The organism is Allobosea sp. P1_B10 (assembly GCF_056406735.1).
Genome location: NZ_JBFTZP010000006.1, coordinates 23,662 through 43,708, shown reverse-complemented (window position 1 = coordinate 43,708; position 20,047 = coordinate 23,662). Strand labels below are relative to the sequence as shown.

16 protein-coding genes and 1 tRNA gene are annotated in these 20,047 nt (G+C 64.3%); 12 read left to right on the top strand and 5 right to left on the bottom strand.

The window, feature by feature from the left end; translation table 11 throughout:
• Nucleotides 1-72 precede the first annotated feature (72 nt).
• Nucleotides 73-1,851, bottom strand: coding sequence for a cisplatin damage response ATP-dependent DNA ligase (locus tag AC1D2L_RS14670; protein WP_476846621.1), 1,779 nt, complete (start codon nt 1,849-1,851; stop codon nt 73-75).
• On the bottom strand, nt 1,848-2,933 hold the full coding sequence (locus AC1D2L_RS14665; protein ID WP_476846620.1) for a ligase-associated DNA damage response exonuclease: 1,086 nt from the start codon (nt 2,931-2,933) through the stop codon (nt 1,848-1,850). Before AC1D2L_RS14665 ends, AC1D2L_RS14670 begins: the two co-directional genes overlap by 4 nt.
• Nucleotides 2,934-2,956: 23 nt before the next feature.
• Here AC1D2L_RS14665 and AC1D2L_RS14660 point away from each other — a divergent pair, with 23 nt between their 5' ends.
• The 7 genes from AC1D2L_RS14660 to AC1D2L_RS14630 all read left to right on the top strand — a co-directional run bounded on the left by AC1D2L_RS14660 (nt 2,957) and on the right by AC1D2L_RS14630 (nt 10,690).
• On the top strand, nt 2,957-3,916 hold the full coding sequence (locus AC1D2L_RS14660; protein WP_476846619.1) for a class I SAM-dependent methyltransferase: 960 nt from the start codon (nt 2,957-2,959) through the stop codon (nt 3,914-3,916).
• Nucleotides 3,917-4,022: 106 nt separating this feature from the next.
• Nucleotides 4,023-6,509 (top strand): ligase-associated DNA damage response DEXH box helicase, encoded by a 2,487-nt coding sequence (locus AC1D2L_RS14655; RefSeq protein ID WP_476846618.1) that lies wholly within the window; start codon nt 4,023-4,025, stop codon nt 6,507-6,509.
• 41 nt (nt 6,510-6,550) lie between these two features.
• Nucleotides 6,551-7,213, top strand: a complete 663-nt coding sequence (pdeM, locus tag AC1D2L_RS14650) for a ligase-associated DNA damage response endonuclease PdeM (protein WP_476846617.1) — start codon at nt 6,551-6,553, stop codon at nt 7,211-7,213.
• Nucleotides 7,214-7,363: 150 nt separating this feature from the next.
• Nucleotides 7,364-7,438, top strand: a tRNA-Thr gene (locus AC1D2L_RS14645).
• A 505-nt stretch (nt 7,439-7,943) separates the two neighbouring features.
• The gene (gene motA, locus AC1D2L_RS14640; protein WP_476846616.1) at nt 7,944-8,801 is read left to right on the top strand and encodes a flagellar motor stator protein MotA; all 858 of its coding nucleotides are present in this window, start codon (nt 7,944-7,946) and stop codon (nt 8,799-8,801) included.
• 28 nt (nt 8,802-8,829) lie between these two features.
• Complete coding sequence (locus AC1D2L_RS14635) at nt 8,830-9,696, top strand: flagellar motor protein MotB (protein WP_476846615.1); 867 nt, start codon at nt 8,830-8,832, stop codon at nt 9,694-9,696.
• A 580-nt stretch (nt 9,697-10,276) separates the two neighbouring features.
• Complete coding sequence (locus AC1D2L_RS14630) at nt 10,277-10,690, top strand: hypothetical protein (RefSeq protein ID WP_476846614.1); 414 nt, start codon at nt 10,277-10,279, stop codon at nt 10,688-10,690.
• 287 nt (nt 10,691-10,977) lie between these two features.
• On the opposite strand, the gene AC1D2L_RS14625 is transcribed toward AC1D2L_RS14630, so the two are convergent.
• Nucleotides 10,978-11,301 carry a hypothetical protein gene (locus tag AC1D2L_RS14625; RefSeq protein ID WP_476846613.1) on the bottom strand — a complete coding sequence of 108 codons (324 nt, stop codon included), beginning with the start codon at nt 11,299-11,301 and terminating at the stop codon, nt 10,978-10,980.
• A gap of 145 nt (nt 11,302-11,446) precedes the next feature.
• On the opposite strand from AC1D2L_RS14625, the gene AC1D2L_RS14620 reads away from it, so the two are divergent.
• The 5 genes from AC1D2L_RS14620 (at nt 11,447) to AC1D2L_RS14600 (ending at nt 17,441) form a co-directional block, all read left to right on the top strand.
• Complete coding sequence (locus AC1D2L_RS14620; RefSeq protein ID WP_476846612.1) at nt 11,447-12,322, top strand: metal-dependent hydrolase; 876 nt, start codon at nt 11,447-11,449, stop codon at nt 12,320-12,322.
• A 12-nt stretch (nt 12,323-12,334) separates the two neighbouring features.
• Nucleotides 12,335-13,159: a class I SAM-dependent methyltransferase gene (locus AC1D2L_RS14615; protein WP_476846611.1), complete on the top strand. Its 825-nt coding sequence runs from the start codon at nt 12,335-12,337 to the stop codon at nt 13,157-13,159.
• 242 nt (nt 13,160-13,401) lie between these two features.
• Entirely contained in the window at nt 13,402-15,099 is a 1,698-nt protein-coding gene (locus AC1D2L_RS14610; protein ID WP_476846610.1) for a class I SAM-dependent methyltransferase, read from the top strand.
• A 27-nt stretch (nt 15,100-15,126) separates the two neighbouring features.
• The gene (locus AC1D2L_RS14605) at nt 15,127-16,533 is read left to right on the top strand and encodes a cytochrome P450 (protein WP_476846609.1); all 1,407 of its coding nucleotides are present in this window, start codon (nt 15,127-15,129) and stop codon (nt 16,531-16,533) included.
• A complete protein-coding gene (locus AC1D2L_RS14600; RefSeq protein ID WP_476846608.1) occupies nt 16,530-17,441 on the top strand; it encodes a lysophospholipid acyltransferase family protein in 912 nt (303 codons plus the stop codon). Before AC1D2L_RS14605 ends, AC1D2L_RS14600 begins: the two co-directional genes overlap by 4 nt.
• A 20-nt stretch (nt 17,442-17,461) precedes the next feature.
• On the opposite strand, the gene AC1D2L_RS14595 is transcribed toward AC1D2L_RS14600, so the two are convergent.
• The gene (locus AC1D2L_RS14595; protein ID WP_476846607.1) at nt 17,462-18,745 is read right to left on the bottom strand and encodes a capsule biosynthesis protein; all 1,284 of its coding nucleotides are present in this window, start codon (nt 18,743-18,745) and stop codon (nt 17,462-17,464) included.
• Nucleotides 18,746-18,776: 31 nt separating this feature from the next.
• A complete protein-coding gene (locus AC1D2L_RS14590) occupies nt 18,777-20,039 on the bottom strand; it encodes an aminotransferase class I/II-fold pyridoxal phosphate-dependent enzyme (protein WP_476846606.1) in 1,263 nt (420 codons plus the stop codon).
• Between the last annotated feature and the right edge of the window lie 8 nt (nt 20,040-20,047).

Sequence of the window (20,047 nt, the reverse complement as noted above, 5' to 3'; positions counted from 1 at the left end):
GCGCCGGTATATTGCCCCAGCCGCGCGGACGATCTCAAGCACCGCGCGGCCGGCCATGCAAGGCCGGCGACATCACGCTCCTGCCGGCAGCAGGCTTTCCAAGGCCTCGATGCGGTCCGCCTCCGCGGGCGGCTTGTCCCAACGGATGCGGTTGATCCGGGGGAAACGCATGGCGACACCGGACTTGTGGCGGGTCGAGCGCTGCAGTCCCTCGAAGGCCACTTCGAAGACGAGGCCGCTCTCGCTGGTATGCGTGACCTCGCGGACCGGGCCGAAGCGGTTCAGCGTGTGCTTGCGCACATAGCGGTCTAATTCGATCAATTCCTCGTCGGTAAAGCCGAAATAGGCCTTTCCGACCGGCACCAGTTCGTCCCCGCCCTCGCCCTCCCGCCAGACGCCGAAGGTGTAGTCCGAGTAGAAGGACGAGCGCTTGCCATGGCCACGTTGGGCATACATCAGCACGCAATCGACCAGGCGCGCCTCGCGCTTCCATTTCCACCAGTAGCCCTTGGGCCGCCCCGGCAGATAGGGCGAATCCAGCCGCTTGATCATGCAGCCCTCGACGGCTTCGGCATCGGCTCCGGCGCCAGCCTCGACAGGATCGGCGCGGGCGGCGGCGAGTTCGTCCCACGAAGCGAAGGGTATCTCGGGCGAGAGATCGAAGCGGATGCTGGCAAGCCGCGACAGGAACGCTTGCAGCCTTTGCCGGCGCTCGGACAGCGGCAGGTGCCGGATGTCCTCCTCGCCATCGACCAGGAGATCATAGACGCGGATATGGGCCGGGAACTCGCCCAGCATCTTGGCCGTCACGGTCTTGCGGTTCAGGCGCTGCTGCAGCGTGTTGAAGCTCTGGACCGTTGCATCCCGCATCACCAGCAACTCGCCGTCCAGCGCGCCATCAAGCGCCAGAGCCTCGACGAGATCGGGAAACGCGTCGGCGATATCCTCTCCGGTACGGGAGAAGAGCCGCGTCTGGCGCGTGCCATCCTCCCGGGTGCCGCTGACCGCCTGGACGCGGATGCCGTCCCATTTCCACTCGGCCGAGAACTCGGCAGGGTCGAGCCTGTCGAAATCGCTGTCCTCGATCGGATGGGAGAGCATGACGGGGCGAAACGGCGCGGGGTCCGTGGCTTCCGGGCGCGGTCCCCTGCCCTCGAGCCAGGCGAAAAGCTCGACATAGGGCGGCTCCAGCCCATGCCAGACGTGCTCGACCTCGTCGGCAGGGATGCCGCCGAGGCTTGCGGCCGCGGTCTTGGCGAGACGTGCGGAGACGCCGATGCGCAGCGAGCCGGTGATCAACTTCAGCAAAGCCCAGCGCCCGGTCTCGTCGAGCGCATCCAACCAGGACGACACGAGACGCGGCAGATCCGTCTTGCCGGCATTGCGCAGGCCTTCGACGACCTCCGGCAGGGTCAAGGGCGAGCGATTATGGCCGGCCTCTGCCACGGCATCACCTTCGCCGTCATCCCGGGCGAAGCGAAGCGGAGATCCGGGATCCATGCCTGAACCGCTCCGGAGTGGATCCCGGGTCTCCCCGAGGTCGCCCGGGATGACGTGGCTTGCGGCGTCGCTTGGGGCTTTTGAAGGCCACATCAGCGCGACGGTCTCGGAGAGATCGCCGACATAGTCATAGGACAGCGCGAACAGTACGGGGTCGGTGCGCTCGGCAATCAGCGCGCGGACCAGCCCTGCCTTGGCGTTGCGGAAGACGAGGCCTCCCGTCATCGCCGCCAGCGCCAGCCCGCGATCGGGATCCGGCGTCGTGCGCAGGTAATCGGCGATCAGCGCCAGCTTGCCATTGCGGCGAGGCTCATAGGCGAGCCGGTCGAGCAGCCAGGCGAAGCGGTTCATGACGCGACCTCGCTGGCGGCTTCCGTCGGCGCGGCGTCAGGCTCAGCCTCGCCTTCGTCGCCATAGCCGACAAGATGCAGCGGCTTGGCCTTCAGCCCCACCGTGCCGCACCAATGCACCAGCGCCTCCGCTTCGCCATGCGTGACCCAGATCTCGCCGGCCTGGACCTCGCGGATGGTCGCCTGAAGGTCGTCCCAGTCGGCATGGTCGGAGATGATCAGCGGCAGTTCGACACCCTTCTGCCTGGCGCGGGCGCGCACGCGCATCCAGCCCGAGGCGAAGGCGGTCACAGGATCGGGAAATTTTCGCGCCCACAGGTCCTGGATCGCGCTGGGCGGGCAGATCACGATCTCGCCGCCCAGGGTCTTGCGCTCGGTGGCCACGACCTTCCTGAGTTCGCCGAGCTCAGCGCCTTCCGAGAGATAGAACTCGCTCAGCTTCTCCATCGCGCCGTGAATGTAGAGCGGGCGCCCGTAGCCGGCCTCGCGGATCAGCGCCATGACGCGCTGCGCCTTCCCCAGCGAATAGGCCCCGACGATGTGGGTGCGCTCAGGAAAGAGCCGCACGGATTCCAGCAGCTTCGCGACCTCCAGATGTGCCGGCGGATGGCGGAACACCGGCAGGCCAAAAGTCGCCTCGGTGATGAAGATATCGCAAGGCACCGGCTCGAAACCGGCGCAGGTCGGGTCTCGCTCGCGCTTGTAGTCGCCCGAGACAACGATGCGCAGGCCCTTGTGCTCGACCACGATCTGGGCCGAGCCCAGCACATGGCCTGCCGGCACGAAGCGGAATGCGACGTCACCAATCTCGGTCACGACGCCCGGCACCGCCTCCTGGCGAGCCTGCGTAAAACCCTCGCCATAGCGCAGCGCCATGATGGCCAACGTCTCTCGGGTCGCCAGCACGGCGTCATGGCCGGCGCGGGCGTGGTCAGAATGGCCGTGCGTGATCAGCGCGCGCCCCACCGGGCGCACCGGGTCGATGTAGATATCGGCTGGCGGGCAATAGAGACCGGCCGGCGTCGGTATCAGCAGGTCCGAGGGGCGCAAAGCCTGCGAGCTACGCTGTCTGGCCAGTGTCATGCTCCTGAGATAGACCCGCTGGCATGACCGAAACAGGCTCGACCACGCATTTCGCATCCTCGGGCGACCCAACGCTCGATCGTCGCTACGCCTGGGCGGACGCCGCCCTCAAGGACGGTGACCCGGGGGCTGCCGTCGAGATCCTCGATCAGACGCTGGCGCAGGCCTATCACTTCACCGCCGCCTGGCACCTTTACGGCCAGGCTCAGGAGGCGCTCGGCCACAACGAGGACGCTGCCATGGCCTGGCGTCAATGCCTCGACCTCGATCCCAACGATCATTTCGGCGCGCGGCTCGACCTCGCGCGCATCGGCGCTATTGCGGCCGAGGACGCGACGTCCGAGAACTTCTCCGGCGTCCTGTTCGACACCTATGCCGAGCGCTTCGACAGCCATCTCGTCGAAAGCCTGCATTACAATGCCCCTGCCTTGCTGAAGGACGCGCTCTCGCGCATCCAGGACAACGCCGGCAAGGCCTTCCGGTTCGAGACGATCTACGATCTCGGCTGCGGCACCGGCCTGATGGGCGAGGCGATCCGGGATCAGGCCGGGTTCCTGGCGGGTTGCGATCTCTCGCCGCGCATGATCGAGCGCGCGCGGGCCAAGACAGCAGCCCACGGCACGCCGCTCTATGACAAGCTCGCGGTCGCGGGGCTGACGAGCTTCCTGACCAGCCGCCCCGACCACTCCGCCGATCTCGTGATCGCGGCGGATGTCTTCGTCTATCTCGGCGAGCTCAACGCCGTCTTCTCGCAGAGTGCCCGCGTGCTGCATGCCGGAGGCCTGCTGGCCTTCACGGTGCAGAGCCATGACGGCGACGGCGTGATCGTAGGCGGTGATCGCAGGTTCGCGCATGCGGAAAGCTGGCTCCGGCAGCGGCTGGAAGACGCGGAGCTTTTGCTCCTACAGATCACGCTCGCCAGCACGCGTCAGGACCGCGGCGTCGCGGTGCCGGGGCTGATCGTGGTGGCGCAGAAGCGCTGAGGCTTCCCCCTCCCGACGCCAGGCTGGCACTCCACGCGCGAAGCCCAGCGACCAATGGGTCTATTCCCCTTTCGTTCTAGGGCGGCGCGCCCTATCTTCAAGCGGCATGAGCGCGCCGCCTTCCCTCCCGCCTGCCTTCGAGCGCTGGTTCGCGAGCCGTGGCTGGAGCGCACGGCCGCATCAGCTCGCGCTTCTCGAGGAGGCGCGCGCAGGGCGCTCGACGCTTCTCGTCGCGCCGACGGGCGCCGGCAAGACGCTTGCCGGCTTCCTGCCCGCGTTGGTCGAGTTGACCCAGCAGGCGGATGAACGCCAGGGCCTGCACACGCTCTATATCTCGCCCCTGAAGGCGCTCGCGGTCGATATCGCCCGTAATCTCGAAATTCCGATCGCCGAGATGGGGCTGTCGATCAAGGTCGAGACCCGCACGGGCGACACCTCCGCCGCCAAGCGCACGCGCCAGATCGCAAAGCCGCCCGACATCATGCTGACGACGCCGGAGCAGCTGGCGCTGCTGGTCTCGCATCGCGACGCAAAACCGTTCTTCGAGAACCTCCGTCATGTCGTGCTCGACGAGTTGCACGCGCTGGTGACCTCCAAGCGCGGCGACCTGCTCTCGCTCGGGCTCGCCCGGCTGCGCACGTTGGCGCCCGGTCTCAGCGCGGTCGGCCTGTCTGCCACGGTGCGCGAGCCTGCTGACCTGCAGCGCTTCCTGGGCGGCGCCGAGACGCCGGCCGGGCTGGTCACCGTCACCGGCGGAGCGAACCCGCGCATCAACATCCTGCCAAGCGCCACCCGCCTGCCGCTGGCGGGGCATACCACCGGCCACGCGATGGCCGACATCTACAAGGCAATCGGCTCCCACAAGCTGACGCTGGTCTTCGTCAACACGCGCATGCAGGCGGAATTCGCCTTCCAGGCGCTGTGGCGGATCAATGACGACAACCTGCCGATCGCGCTGCATCACGGCTCGCTCGATGCCAGCCAGCGCCGCAAGGTCGAGGCCGCCATGGCCTCTGGCAAGCTCAGGGCAGTCGTCTGCACCGCCACGCTCGATCTCGGCATCGACTGGGGCGATGTCGACCTCGTCGTGAATATCGGCGCACCCAAGGGCGCCAGCCGGCTGATGCAGCGCATCGGCCGCTCCAACCACCGCATGGACGAGCCCTCGCAGGCGCTGCTGGTGCCCTCGAACCATTTCGAGTTGCTGGAGTGCCGCGCTGCGCTGGAAGCCGTGGCGGAGGCTGCGCAGGACACCGCCGACGCCCGCATCGGCGCACTCGACGTACTCGCCCAGCATGTGCTGGGAATCGCCTGCTCCGACGGGTTCGATGCCGACGCGTTCTATGAAGAGGTGCGCACCGCCTCTCCCTATGCCGGCCTCACCCGCGAGGATTTCGACGCTGTCGTGAATTTCGTTGCGACCGGCGGCTACGCCCTGCGCAGCTATGAGCGCTTCGCGAAGCTGCGGCAGGACAAGGCCGGCCATTGGCGCGCCAGCAATGCGCGCGTGATCCAGCAATATCGCATGAATGTCGGCACCATCGTCGAATCGACCATGCTCAAGGTCCGGCTCGGCCGGGCGCGTGCCGGAAAGCCCGGCCAGCCCTCGATGATAACCCGTGGCGGGCGCGTGCTGGGCGAGGTTGAGGAGTATTTCGCCGAGACGCTGACGCCGGGCGACACCTTCATCTTCGCGGGCGAAGTGCTGCGGTTCGAGGGCATCACCGGGAACGAGGCGATCTGCTCGCGCGCCTCTCCGGGCACCGATCCCAAAATTCCCTCCTACGCCGGCGGCCGCTTTCCTCTCTCGACCTTCCTGGCCGAGCGCGTGCGCGGCCTGCTGGCACATCCCGAGGAATGGGACAGCCTGCCCGAGGAAGTCTCCTCCTGGCTGCACGCGCAGCGGCTCAAATCGCGGCTGCCCCGGCAAGGCGAACTGCTCGTCGAGACCTTTCCGCGCGGCGGGCGCTTCTATCTCGTCGCCTACCCATTCGAGGGCCGCCTCGCCCACCAGACGCTCGGCATGCTGCTGACGCGCAGGCTGGAGCGCGCGAAAATGCGGCCGCTGGGCTTCGTCTGCAACGATTACGGCATCGCCGCCTGGGGGCTCGGCGACATGTCGGCGGCGATCGCGCGGGGCGCCTTGAGCCTCGACGATCTCTTCGCGCAGGACATGCTGGGCGACGATCTCGAGGCCTGGCTCGCGGAATCGGCCTTGATGAAGCGCACCTTCCGCGCCTGCGCCATCATCGCGGGGCTAATCGAGCGGCGCTTTCCCGGCCAGGAGAAGAGCGGGCGGCAGGTCACCATGTCGACCGACCTCGTCTACGACGTGCTGCGCCGGCACGAGCCCGACCATGTCCTGCTCAAGGCTGCACGTGCTGACGCTGCCACAGGATTGCTCGATATCTGGCGTCTTGGTCAGATGCTGACACGAATCAGCGGCCACATCGTGCATCAGCCGCTCGACCATGTGTCGCCGCTCGGTGTCTCGGTGATGCTCGAGATCGGGCGCGAGGCCGTCTATGGCGAGGCGGCGGACGAAATTTTGGCGGAAGCGGAAGCGATGTTGATCGAAGAGGCGATGGCGTGACGATTGCGGCGAACGGACTTGCCCCCGTAGGCGACGCCTTCATGCTCGGCCGGCTGGCTTTGATACCCGATCTCTCTGGAGCGCTCTGGCTGCCCGACGAGCGCACCCTCGTCGTCGCCGATCTGCATCTCGAAAAGGGCTCGAGCTTTGCGGCGCGCGGCATCTTCCTGCCCCCTTACGACTCGGCCGCGACCCTGGCGGCGCTGACGGCAGTGATCCTGCGCCTCGCGCCGGCGCGCGTGATAGCACTCGGCGACAGCTTTCACGATCGCGCCGCGGAAACGCGGATCGCGGCGGACAGCCTGGCGATCCTGCGCTCGCTCCAGGCGAGCCGCGACTGGTTCTGGGTGACGGGCAACCATGATCCCGAGATCAGCTCGCAGATGGGGGGCGAGACCGTCGCGACCGTTGAGATCGCCGGTGTTGTCCTGCGCCATGAACCCATGGCCCACGCTGCGGGTTTCGAAATCGCCGGGCACCTTCACCCGGCCGGGAAGGTGAGGATGCGCGGGCGGGCGCTGCGCCGGCGCTGCTTTGCACTTTCTCCACAGCGTTGCATCATGCCGGCGATGGGCGCCTATGCCGGCGGGCTCAATCTGCGTGACGGCGCCTTTCGGCCGCTTTTTCGCGCGGGATTGACCGCGCATATGTTGGGGGACGGCCGGCTATTCCGCATCGCAGAGCGGCTGCTGCTGCCCGACTGACATAGAAATTCGAGGAGAGCGCGAAGAGTTGCGTTTGGCGGGTTGCGTCGACCCCGGGCTTGTGGCATCAGGACGCCGCTTCGGAACGACGACGCCGCCCCCGACCTTCGCCACTGGCGAACAGCGGAGGCACCAAGGCCGATCGATCCTGCTGCGGTAGCTCAGTGGTAGAGCACTCCATTGGTAATGGAGAGGTCGAGAGTTCAATCCTCTCTCGCAGCACCAGCCCATCCCCTTAAAATAGCTGTGGTTTTCGGGGCTATCCTTGATAGCCTCCAATGCATCAGATGCTGGACATTGCCGCCAGATACATCTGTCTCGGCACGTTGCTGACACGGGGAATCGGTGTTTGTTCGGTAACGCGTTGCGGAGACGGCGCGCGATCTCTCGGACGGAAGGCTTCGGATAGTTGCGGCCGCCGCGGCCGATCGTCTCCACCCGCGTCATCCTCAGCCCGGCCGCGCCACAGCATCGCGGCATAGCTCGATAACGCGGTGAAACGGTCCCATCTTGGACGCCGATCAGCGGGATTGGCGGAGGCTCATTGCGCGCCGATTTCCTTCGCTGGGCCCACGCTGCCGCCCCGAGCCTCAAGGCCATGGCCGGCCGAGGAAGCTTAGAATCCGCCGGCCCCGATGGCTCTTAACTCGCCATTAACCTCAATCGGTATTTTGTCCGACCAGGAGTGGCTTCGCGCGGGCTGTACCCTAGCGGCGCAAGGGTGGCAGACATGCGGCTAATCGTCGGCACAATCATCGTATTCGTCTGCGTCTTCGGCAGCTACGCGGCCATGGGTGGCCACCTCGAAGTCCTTTGGCAGCCGTACGAATTTGTCATCATCCTCGGTGCTGCGATCGGTGCCTTCATCATCGGCAACACCGGGCCTGTGCTCAAGGCCGTGCCTGCCATGCTCGGTACGCTCGTGAAGGGCCCCAAGTACAAGCAGGAATGCTATGTCGAACTGCTGGGGATGCAGTATTCCTTGTACAAGCTCGTGAGGCAGAAGGGCCTGCTCGCACTCGAGCAGCACATTGAAAATCCGAGCGAGTCGACGCTGTTCAACGCCTTCCCGACCTTTGCCGCGAACCATCATGCGGTCGAGTTCGTCTGCGACTACATGCGCATGGTGACGCTGGGCGCTAACAACGTCCACGAAATAGACGCTCTCATGGACCAGGAACTGGAGACGCACCACCAGGAGCAGGAGCGTATCGTTTCGGCCATGCAGTCGCTCGCCGACGGAACACCGGCGCTCGGCATCGTCGCCGCCGTGCTTGGCGTGATCAAGACGATGGGGGCGATCAAAGAGCCGCCGGAGGTGCTGGGACATCTCATCGGCGGCGCGCTCGTAGGGACCTTCTTCGGCGTTTTTGTCGCCTACGGTTTCTTCGGACCCATGGCGCAGTCGCTCAGGAGCCTCTTTGAGGCGGAATCCAAATACTACGTTTCACTCAAGGCGGGTCTCCTGGCCCATATCAGCGGCCAGCCGCCGGTGATGGCGGTAGAATTTGCCCGCAAGGCTCTGATGAGCGACGTGCGCCCGACCTTCGACGAGGTCGAAGCGGCAACCGCCGATCTGCCCGCCTAGATCTGACCCAACCTCCAGTAGGGACCCGATGACCCAGCCCATCCAGCCGATCATCATCAAGAAGGTCAAGAAGGCCGCCCATGCGCACCACGGCGGGGCCTGGAAGATCGCGTATGCGGACTTCGTGACCGCCATGATGGCATTCTTTCTGCTGATGTGGCTGATCAGCATGACGACTCAGGAGCAGAAGATCGGTTTGGCGGAATACTTCGCCCCGGCATCCCTCAGCCCGACAACCAGCGGCGCCGGCGGCCTCCTGATGGGCACCGCCCTGGACAATTCAGGCAACAAGCCGCTGGCGCCCCGCGTCGCGGCGGTGGGCACCGTCAAGCAGGAAGACAGAGCGCGCGGGACCAACTCGGGCCGCGACGGCGACGTCAGTTCCACGGCCGCCAGCGTGCAGGCCAACTACAGCGCCATAGCCAGCATTCGGCAGGCGCTCCAAAAGCTGCCAGAAGTTGCAGAACTGTCGCGCAACATTGTCATCGAGCCGACCAAGGAGGGCTTGAACGTTTCCCTCGTCGACGAGGACGGCCGATCCATGTTCCGCGAGGGCTCGGTAGACCCCTACGCACGCACCCGTACCGTGTTGGAGGCGCTGGCGCCCACCCTCCGCCGGCTGCCCAACCAGTTGTCTGTTACCGGCCACACGGCCACCGCGCGCCCAGGCTCGGTGGCGGGCGTGGATCCCTGGAGACTTACCACCGGGCGCGCGCTCGCCGTGCGCGAGATCCTGTGGGGTGCCGGGTTCCCTAACGACCGCTTCACCTCCGTGGTGGGACGCGCTGACACCGAGCCGGCCTTCATCGATAATCCCTACCTCGCGCCGAACCGACGGGTGACGATCACGCTGCTCAATCATGAGCCGCCGCTGCCCCCGAACCTCTTTCGCTGACGAAGAGCGCCCCGGCCGCCAGAGTCCGTTTGAAATTGAGCTCAAGGTCCAACGTCATTCGCCAAGGACCTAAAATATAACAGACGCTAACCGCGTAGCGCCCAGCGACTACGGGGGGCACGCAATGGTCAGTTTCTGACGTCATGTCAGCCACTTGCTAGGAAACAACCCGAGAACGAAGCCGCTCATGCTACCCATGCCGTTGACGGCCAACATGCAGGGTGAACGGTTGACCGCCTCCTATTCGTGAATGACGGAACGGCCTTCGCCATGGCGGGACGACGTAGTGGATCCTGCTGCGAATAGCCCGGAGTCCGCCCGTGCAGTCCTTGCCCGCGCAATCATCAGCCGCGAGGGCGTCGCTCGCAGACCATCCGCATGAACTTAATCGCGGGGCTCATGCTGTCGTCAAAACGCCATATCCCCTCTTCAGTCTCCTGCGAGGAACGGCGTGCGTGTTCGGGCGCGCGGAGTTGCTTGAGCTTCCGTCGGGAAATTGCTGAAGGGCACTGAGGGCTTGGCGTCGCGCTCCGTTACCCCGGCCCCCACTCCAACGAAACTCTGGATGAACTGACGAACCATGGTCTTCGGGCTCATCTATGCGGTGCTGAAGGATGCAGGCGCGCTCGATGCCGTAGAATCCTATTTGGTATCGGCGCTGGCGGCAGCTCAGATCAAGCCGCGGAACGGGAACCTTCCGAGCGGGGATCGAGCCAAGGACGTAGAGCGTGCTCTGAAATCTCATTTCATGCAGTCAGAGCACCTGTCCCTGGCGCAACGTCGAATGCTCGGCGCCGGGTGGCAGCAGGGGCTTTCGGCTCCGCGCAATGGCAAGGTATTCTGGTCCTACAGCTCAGAAGGCGTCGTCAAAGCAAGATGGTCGAGTTTGGCCAAGGGCTACGTAATTGCAGGGGCAAGCGCCCTTCAGGCCGTCGAACCCATTCTATGGCTTCCACTGTCTGCATTTCCCGAGGACTGGGCTCCCCCGAAATAGGGACGAGGCTTTCACCCCCCTTTCGCAGGTCCTACAGCAAGCCTTGATCGCACTGCCGTGTGACGAGGACCGATCGTTAACGGATGAGAGAAGATGTCGCGCAGCTCAGGCTTCGCAGCTGTACCGCCTCGAACGCCCGACGACCGAAATATCCTGCCAAGCTTGACCCAACCCGATCCCCCAATTGCTCTGCAATGGATCATATCGACGGCAAAAATGGCCGGCCATCGACAGATGGCGCCTGACGTCGAGCCGAATAGTCTCTCAAACCTTGCCTTGGCAATGCATCAGCGGCGTTCCAGCCTGATTGTACCCGGCAGGCCGTCTCCGGTTAGCGCGAGTTCATTTCCCGTAAAGGCCCCGATGAACTGACGCCCTGCCACCGAGAAGACAACCATCTTCTCGGTGATGTTGCGGATGATCAGCGCGTCTCGCTGAAATGGCTTCGCGGGATCGAGGTTGGCCTGCATGCGATCGAGATCGAGCAGGATAACCTGGCTGCTGCCCTGCCATGTCCCGTGCATGAAACGGAGAGGCATGGAAGCGGCGGCAAAGGGTACCAGAAGGCCACCCGCACAAGCTAGCAGACTTCTTATCCACCTGTTCATCATGCGATGTCTGCGCAGCACTTGAACCCTGAGCTCGAACGTCCCATTGACTGGTCTCCGGCTCGACAAGCGCTAAGGTTGTTCGAGCAATTTTGTCAAACTGCTCCTTCATCAGGAGCCTACGAATTCAGCCGACTGGATTACGAATATGACCGGGCCGAGCGGCTACGATAAGACGGCATCTGTGGATGAAGCGCCAGAAGCCACCATCATCCCGCGCGACATCCGTTTCGATATTCCCGGCAATGCGACACGACATTGGTTCGGCGGCGATGCCATCAAGACGATCATCGTGGACGGGCTTTCGATCTTCCTCCCGGAGGGAGAGCGCTTCTTTATTCGGTCGCTCAAGCACTATGCGGCGAAGCTGACCGATCGCGAACTCGCGGCTGAGATCAACGGCTATGCAGTCCAGGAAGCATTCCATACGCGCGAGCATGAGGACTACAATCGGGCTATGGCGTCGCTCGGCTATGACGTCGAGAAAATGGAAGCCCCGATCCGCTTCGCGATGGGCCGCATCAAGAACCCTCTTCATCGGCTGGCAGTGACCTGTGCCATCGAGCACCTCACCGCAACGTTCTCGAGCATGACGCTTCGCGATCCGGCCCTGATCGAACATGCTGCGCCGGCCTATCGACGGCTCTGGATGTGGCATGCCCTCGAGGAACTGGAACACAAGGCCGTCGCGCTCGATGTGCTCCATGCGGTGACGCCGGACCTCCCGGGATGGAAGCGCTACTTTCTTCGGGTAGCAGCCATGAATGCCACCATTTTCCCGTTCCTGATCCTGTTCTTGAGAAACGTGCCGATTTATATGCGCACCGACGGGATCAAGACGGGGTTTCGCTTCTGGGGCCGCTTCTTCTGGGTGGTCTTCGTCTCTCCGGGCTTCTGGAGGCGCTGCTTCTGGCCCTTGATGCGATATTATCTGCCGGGCTTCGACCCGCGTAACAGCGATGACGGCGAACTGGTGCGCAAGGGGCGCGACTGGCTTGCACGCGACCTGTCGACGGCCCACTGAGCAGACAGGTCGATGGCCAGCCGCATCTTCTCCCGCATTCTCGCAGCCATCGATCGCGGAGCGTTTCCGCGGACGCGGAAATGGGTGTGGCGCGGTGTCTACAACATGCTCTCGCGCGCCTGGCGCGACGATGACTGGCGCTTCATGAACTACGGCTTCCTGCCGGAGGGCGCGCCGTTTCCGCTACGAAGCGAGGACGAGGACGAGCGCGTCTTCATCGGCCTTTACCATCAGGCGGTCGATGGCCTGCCGATAGCCGGAGCGCGCATTCTCGAGATCGGCTCCGGGCGCGGGGGCGGCTCTCGCTACATCGCCCGGTACTTTGGGCCAACGACCGTCGTGGGCCTCGACTATTCGCCTGGCACTGTCAGGCTGGCCCGGCGATTGAACAGCGACACCGAGGGACTCTCCTTCGAGGCTGGCGATGCCGAGAAGCTGCCTTTCGCCGACGGTTCCGTCGATATCGTCGTGAACATCGAATCCTCGCATTGCTACGCCGATGTACCCGCTTTCGCGCGCGAAGTGGCGCGGGTACTGGCTCCAGGTGGCTGGTTCACTTTTGCGGATATGCGATCCCACGCCAAGGTCGACGAACTCGACCGACAACTCGCGGCGCCTGGATTGGAACTGGCGGCTCGGCGGGACCTGTCGGGAGGCGTCGTCGCGGCGCTCAATGCCGCCGAAGACCGCAAACGCGCGCGCATCGACAGATCACGCCTGATGCGGAGGTTCATGACCGAATTCTCCGGCGCGAAGGGGTCGATCCTTTACCGGGGCCTTGCTGACGGGAGCGTTTCCTATGTCGCGCGACGCTATCGGAAAATGGCAAGCAATTGACCACGCTCGCGCGTCTCACGCGGCTGCTTTGCAGGGAGCAACGATAGGTTTGCGCGCCCGATACTCTGGCATTGGCGCTAAAGCTCACCGGCCGACTCGATCCGGTTTGGCAGACCCTGAATATAGCCCCGCAGACCGTCGATCACCGGTGCGTCATTCGCGCACCCAACAGTTCACTGTCGAGTTGTCGCTTGCCCGGCATCGCGCCGCTGTCTATGCAGCAATCCAACAGGAGTGATTGAATGAACTGGGTGACACGCGCGAAGGAAAGCCTCCTGGGCGCGTCGTTCAACAGGCCCCCTCCCGTTACCGAGGCGCCGCCGCCCCCATCATGGGACTCGCTGAGCGCGATCGACGCGGCGATCAACGAACGTCTGACCGGCTCGCCGGAGCGCCACCCTGCGGCACAGGCATGTCTGGCTCGGGGATCGATCCAGCGCTGCCTCGTTATGGCCGCGACGGGAGCGGAGGCGGCGAAGATCACGGACTCGTTGACCGCTCAGAACATTGTCTCGAACGACGCAATCGTCACCTGCATCCTGATGCCGGACCGTCCGTTTCACGACACCGTCGCAGCGCTTCTGCCCTCTGAGGATTTCCGGTTCGATGCAGCACTGGTCGTTTTGCCTCGATATCCCTGCGTCGACTTCGAAGGCATGTTCTCGTGGCTGAACGATCGGCTGGCAGAGCACGGTGTCCTCTGGCTGCATGCGACGAAGCCAGCGGAAACAGAATTGGGCGTTCCCACCAACCTCGTCGATTCGCTCCTTCAACAGGTCCCGAGCCGATGGCGATCAGAGGCGCGGTTCAGGAAGGGCACCCCGCGATCGACAGCGATGGAGCTTGGCCGTACTTATGAAGGAGCTTTGAGGAGCCGGTTCTCGGTGGAGAGCGCAGTGAGCCGTGGCGGCTCGCTTCTGGCTCCGCTCTTTGCCGCCGGTTGCATCGCGCCGGAAATGAACGACGACCCCGAAGGCCGCGCTCTGCTGCGGGCGCTGTATCTGACTGAGAGCGACCTGATCGAGCGAGGCGAGATCGCCGCTCTGGACACGATCTATGTTGCCTCTCCCAGAGCGGATCAGAACAGCGAGATCGCGCGCCTGTTCGACACTCATGCCGGAGCGCCGCCTGCGGCGGGGATCGCGGGCATGTCAGGGTCGCTTCCCGAATGGATACGCTTCAACTTGACGGAGGCGTTGAACAGCGCCCGGGCCGCAGATCATGCGGCGCCGTTTCCGCCCGACGAATTGATGTATCATACGACCGGGCTCAAGCTGCATCGCGACTTCGCGCAGCATGGCGCCGATATCCTCCGCGCGCTTGCCGCCGCCAGCCCGTCCCCGCTCAATGAGCGCAAGGCCGTGCTCGACTTCGGCGTGGGTGTCGGCCGTGTGGGCCGGTATTTCAAGGGCTTTTCCGGGCGCTATGTCGGCGTCGATATCGACCACGCGAACGTCGCCTGGGTCAGCGACAAGCTGCCTTGGATCGAGGCCATCGCCACGAAGCCGGCGGAAGCCTTGCCATTCGATGCGGCGACGTTCGACTGCGTTGTCAGCATCTCCGTGTTCACCCACATCGATCAGCAGTCGACCGAGTTCTATATCGACGAACTGCACCGCGTGACGCAGCCCGGCGCGCTGCTGTTTCTGACGCTTCATGGGGAAAGCGCGCTCGAACGCGGCCTATCCGAGGAAAGAGTCAGCCGCCTCATGGGTGTATCGACCGAGCATCTCGAGCACACCAAAGCGGTTCTGCTCCAGGACGGCTTCGCCTTCGCCGAACAGTACACGCATCTGACGCAAGACAATTACCGCTACGGGACGACATTCGTATCGCAGGCGCGAGCAGAGGCGATGTTCGGCCGCAGATTTGCGGTCCATCGCTACGTTCCCGCTGCCATCCACGCTTTCCAGGACCTCATCGTCCTCGAGCGCGCCTGAAGTGTCGCTCCAGCCGGCTTTGCAGCGATGATGCGCCTCTTCTACACGCCGCAGCCGGTCATCGAGCGCAAGGGCCCGGATTTCTTCGTGCCGGCCCATATCCAGCCGCGTGTCGCTCCATTGGGCGCGCTGGGGATGGCCATCGGTGCACGTCGCAATCTCATCGGCGACTGGATGACGCAGCATTATCGCAGCGGCGTCGACAGCTTCCGATTGCTGAAGCGCCAGATCGTCATCGTGAATTCGCCCGAAGCGATCAAGCACGTCATGGCGACCAAGCATGACATCTACGAGCGAAAGAGCCCGCAGATGCGACGCGCGCTGGAAGTTCTGCTGGGCGACGGCCTGTTCATCAGCGACGGCGAGACCTGGCAGAAACGTCGCCCGCTCGTCGCCGACATCGTCCACAAGAACAGGCTTCCAGGCTTCGCTCCAACCATGGAGAACGCCGCGGTCGAGATGGCCGATCGCTGGTCGGCACGCGGGAAGACCGCAACCTTCGACATGCTGACGGAGATGGCGGAACTCACCGCCGAAATCATCGCGAGAACCGTGTTCGGGCGTGAACTTGGCGCGGGTGCGGCACGCGAGGTCATTGCGGGCTTCACGCAGTATCAGCGCCACGTCGACAGCTTCAACCTGGGTTATTTCCTGGGAAACGACGAGGGCTGGCCGATCTTTCGCTCACCCGCGCTGCGAGCTGGCGCAAAACGTGTGCAAGGCGTGATCGGCGAAATCGTCGAGCGTCATCTTGCGGGTGGTGGCGACGAGGGATCGATGATTGCGCTTCTCGTCAAGCGCCGCGCCAAGAGCCCGGCGCTGGGCCTGGATGTCGAAGCGCTCCGCAACGAGGCAGCCACGATTTTCATGGCAGGGCATGAGACCACGGCATCGCTGCTGACATGGAGCTGGTACTGTCTTGCGAACGCGCCCTGGGCGGAGGATGCCCTGCACCGTGAGCTCGACACCGTCCTGAACGGACGAGCGCCGACCGTCGCCGATGTCGCGTCCCTGCCCTATACGCGCGCGATCATCGAGGAAACGTTGCGGCTCTACCCGCCCGTCCCGATCCTGTCGCGTCAGGCAAGTCAGGCCGACACGGTTGGCGGGGTCGCGGTCGAAAAGGGCGCGCTGGTGCTTGTGATTCCATGGCTGCTGCATCGGGCAACAGACCTTTGGGACGACCCCAACCATTTCAGGCCCGAGCGGTTCTCGGGCTCAGTCCGTCCGAAGCCCTACAGCTATATTCCCTTCGCGGTCGGACCGCGCATCTGTGCCGGGCTCGCTTTCGGCCTGACGGAATCCATACTGTGCCTGGCGACGCTGGCGCAGCGTTTTCGCGTTCACGTCCTTCCAGACAAACAGGTCGAGCCAGTATGTCGATTGACCCTTCGCCCCAAGGCCGGCTTGCCCGTGACGGTGGAGCCGCGGTGATCGATCCGCTTCTTGAAAACCCGCCCGTCCACACGCTCCGCTCCCGCCTGCAGGATGCGGTCTACTACGCGCTCTATTTCGTGCTTCGCTTCGCGCCGATCGATGTCGTCTCCGGGATCGGCAGCGCGTTCGTCAGGTGGAGCGTGCCGCGCAATCGCCCCTGGATCATCAGGGATGCGCGGAAGAACCTCGAGCGGCTGACAGGCCGGACGGATCAGGCGACATCCGATATCGCCATCAACAGCTTCCTCGACAATATCGGGCGCATGATGGCCGAATTCGCCGTCCTGCCCCGCCTGCACGCCGCCGGCCGGATAAAGGTGACGGACGTCTTCGAGCGCGGCGCCATTGTTGCCAAGGAAGCGCCGACGATCGCGATCGTCCTGCATACCGGCAATTGGGAGGTCTGTGCCGCAGCGCTGCACGCGCGGAACCTGTCGGTCGCGGACTTCGCGATACCGCCCGAGACCTGGGCTCAAAGGGTGATCGCGACCAAGGTGCGCAAGCAGCTCGAACTGCGGATGCTGAGCACCGATTCGCGCGGCTTGCGCGCGGCGCGCCGCGAACTGCAGCAGGGCGGGATCGTTTCAGTCTTCTGCGACGAAGCCCGCGCCGGACGAACGATGGCGCCCTTCTTCGGTCGCCCCCCGCACCGAGACGGAAATCTCTCGATCGCGGCCTGGCTCGCCCGCGACAGTGGTGCCCGCCTCGTCGTGGTGCACTGCCGGAGGGTGGAGCGAAGCAATTTCCTGGTCGATGCCACGGACTATTTTCACCTGCCCCCGCAGGACGGCAAGTTCGACAAGAAATCGACCGACGACGTAGCCTATCTCAATGGCATCATCGAGCCGATCGTCATCGCGAACCTCGACCAGTGGTACTTTCTCGACAATTCCATCGAGTCATAGGTGCTGATCGAAGCGGGAACTCAGCAGGTGACGCCGCGGGCGCGGGCCGCGGCCAGACGCGGAGGCGGATCGACAAAGGCCCCCACCTCGTTCACGAGATCGCCCAGCACGCGCCGCACGATCTCCCCAACGGCCACACCCCGGCCGCCTCGCGCATAAAATGACCCGCGCAACTGGATCGTTGCAGCCAAGGTCCTGACCAGGGCGTCGACCAGAGCGGGGTCCGGCGGGGATGGAGAGGTCCACATCTCGGCCAGATCGCGCTGATCCGTCAGCCCCGCCATGTCATAGACCGCAACGCCAAAGGTCCTGACCGGGCGCCCTGCCCTCAAGGCATGCAGGCCGACCGTTGAATTCACCACGAAGACCGCGATCGCATGCGCCATCAGGGCGTCGAGATCGCCGCCGTCAATGAAATGGACACGATCCTGGACCCCATGGCGGCGCGCGATCGCCGATGTTTCCGCGCCCCAGTCGATCATCCCGACATCCATCGGATGCAGCTTGACGATCAGCCGCATGTCCTCATGAGCATCGCGAGCAAGCGAGGCGATGACGAGATCCAGCACCTCGCGCTGGTCGCGGTAGGGCGAATTGGCCCGGATCTGCCAATCGCTTTGCAATTGCAGCGCATGGAGCGCGTAGGGCCACGCGCGATCGGCGGCTTGCCTCAACACCCCGTCGGCCGTCGCCTTGTGGCGCCGACGCCGCTGCGTCCGCAAAAGCGTGCTGAGGTATTCGGGCCATGGCGCATAGAAGCGGTCAGGGTCGTACTGGCGATAATGGAGCCGGCCCACGCTGGTGAGCAGATTGAACGCGACCTCGTTGAAGGCCTCGACCGCAAAGGCGTGAGCGTAGCGGCGTGTGCCGTCGACAGCCGGCAGGTCACGAGCCAAGGCGCTCAACCGATCGCCGTCATCAGGAAAATGCGAGTGCGCGCCCATCCCGCCACGCTCGAGCGTGATCCAGCCTGGCCGCAGATAACCGAATTCGACCGCGTAGCAGCGGATGCCAAGGCGCTGGGCACATTGCGCCGCCGCCGCATGGTAGGGCATGCGGTCACCGAAATAGAGGATGTCGGTGATGCCATGACGCTCGATGAGATCCGTCAGGTATCCCGGCCAGTCGCTCCGGTTGCCCTTGTACGTCAATGCGGGCTTGCGGCCCCAATAGACGGCATCGCCAAGGCAGAAATTGACCTTGAGCAGTGCTGCTCCCGCCGTTGAGAAGCCCTCCCCGAGTTCCCGCCAGAACGACGATGGCGGCCCCTGCAGCAGCAGGACTGTCCTGTCCTTTACGGCCATGTCGAGCAAACCTCAGGCGGTCGTGCCGGTCTCAAGCACGGAGCGTCATCGCCGCCGCGGCCATCAATTGCGGCAGCGCGTCCATGCCATAGCCTTCGGCGATCAGCTTATCGAGTTCTTCGCGGGTTGCGTCGATAGCCGTGTCGATCTGCTCGAACGTATGCTCGCTCGATACGAAAAAGCGCAGGCGCGCCGTGCCATCCGGTACGCCCGGAGGCAAGACAGGGAATGCGTTGATTCCACGCTGCAGCAGCCGCTGCGCCAGCATCACCGTACGCAAGGTATCACCGATGATGACGGGCGTGATTGCGAAGCCCCAGCTTGTGCCGGTATCGAGCCCACAGGCACGCGCACGCTCGAGCAGATGGACGCCGTTGGCACGCAGGCGCGCGACACGCTCCGGCTCGGCCAACATGATCCGCAGGGCGGTGGTCGCGGCAACAGCGGCGGGAACTGGCATTCCCACGCTGTAGACAAAGCCTGGCGCGACGGCTTTCAGAAGTTCAACCAAAGCCTTGCTTCCGGCGACGTAGCCGCCGCAGCTGACCATGCTCTTGGACAAGGTACCAAGCCAGATATCGACTTCAGCCGGATCGACCCGGGCATGCTCGAAGATGCCGCGACCGGTGTCTCCCATGACGCCCAGACCATGGGCATCGTCTACGAGAAGCCAGCAATTATAGCGCTGCTTGATCTCGACGAGACGGGCAAGATCGGGACCGTCGCCGTCCATCGAGAACAGGCCCTCGGTCGCGATCAGGACGCGCTGGAAGCGGGACCGCTCGGCCTGAAGCAGATGCTCGAGGGCGTCGAGATCATTGTGCCCAAAGAGCCGGCGTGTCGCACCCGACATCTGGGCGCCCGCGACGATGCAATTGTGAATCAGACTGTCGTGCAGGATCAGGTCATTCTGCTGCAACAGCGCGGCGATCGTGGAGACCGCCGAGGCGTGGCCGCTGACGAAGGTGACGGCGGCCTCTGCCTCGTAAAGCGCCGCGAGCTCGGCTTCGAGCTCGCGATGAGCCTCGCGCTCGCCCGCCGTGATGCGGCTCGCAGACACGCTCGTGCCCCAGCGGGCGGTCGCGTCCTGAACCGCTTGGGTTATCCGCGGATCGCCATTCAGGCCCAGATAATCGTACGACGCAAAATTGAGGATAGGGCGCTCGTCGATGCGACTCTGCGCACCCGCGCGCTCTTGATGTACCCGGTAATATGGGTTTTCGAGCCCGAGTTGATCGCCGATGGTACGCTGCAAGACCATCTGCTGGTACGCAGGCAGCGTCTCGAACGACATGTCGATCG

Excerpts from the sequence above, each read along its gene's own strand:
- AC1D2L_RS14670 (WP_476846621.1), bottom strand. The coding sequence starts at position 1,851 with ATGAACCGCTTCGCCTGGCTGCTCGACCGGCTCGCCTATGAGCCTCGC.
- AC1D2L_RS14665 (WP_476846620.1), bottom strand. The coding sequence starts at position 2,933 with ATGACACTGGCCAGACAGCGTAGCTCGCAGGCTTTGCGCCCCTCGGAC.
- AC1D2L_RS14660 (WP_476846619.1), top strand. The coding sequence starts at position 2,957 with ATGACCGAAACAGGCTCGACCACGCATTTCGCATCCTCGGGCGACCCA.
- AC1D2L_RS14655 (WP_476846618.1), top strand. The coding sequence starts at position 4,023 with ATGAGCGCGCCGCCTTCCCTCCCGCCTGCCTTCGAGCGCTGGTTCGCG.
- pdeM (WP_476846617.1), top strand. The coding sequence starts at position 6,551 with ATGCTCGGCCGGCTGGCTTTGATACCCGATCTCTCTGGAGCGCTCTGG.
- motA (WP_476846616.1), top strand. The coding sequence starts at position 7,944 with ATGCGGCTAATCGTCGGCACAATCATCGTATTCGTCTGCGTCTTCGGC.
- AC1D2L_RS14635 (WP_476846615.1), top strand. The coding sequence starts at position 8,830 with ATGACCCAGCCCATCCAGCCGATCATCATCAAGAAGGTCAAGAAGGCC.
- AC1D2L_RS14630 (WP_476846614.1), top strand. The coding sequence starts at position 10,277 with ATGGTCTTCGGGCTCATCTATGCGGTGCTGAAGGATGCAGGCGCGCTC.
- AC1D2L_RS14625 (WP_476846613.1), bottom strand. The coding sequence starts at position 11,301 with ATGATGAACAGGTGGATAAGAAGTCTGCTAGCTTGTGCGGGTGGCCTT.
- AC1D2L_RS14620 (WP_476846612.1), top strand. The coding sequence starts at position 11,447 with ATGACCGGGCCGAGCGGCTACGATAAGACGGCATCTGTGGATGAAGCG.
- AC1D2L_RS14615 (WP_476846611.1), top strand. The coding sequence starts at position 12,335 with ATGGCCAGCCGCATCTTCTCCCGCATTCTCGCAGCCATCGATCGCGGA.
- AC1D2L_RS14610 (WP_476846610.1), top strand. The coding sequence starts at position 13,402 with ATGAACTGGGTGACACGCGCGAAGGAAAGCCTCCTGGGCGCGTCGTTC.
- AC1D2L_RS14605 (WP_476846609.1), top strand. The coding sequence starts at position 15,127 with ATGATGCGCCTCTTCTACACGCCGCAGCCGGTCATCGAGCGCAAGGGC.
- AC1D2L_RS14595 (WP_476846607.1), bottom strand. The coding sequence starts at position 18,745 with ATGGCCGTAAAGGACAGGACAGTCCTGCTGCTGCAGGGGCCGCCATCG.
- AC1D2L_RS14590 (WP_476846606.1), bottom strand. The coding sequence starts at position 20,039 with ATGTCGTTCGAGACGCTGCCTGCGTACCAGCAGATGGTCTTGCAGCGT.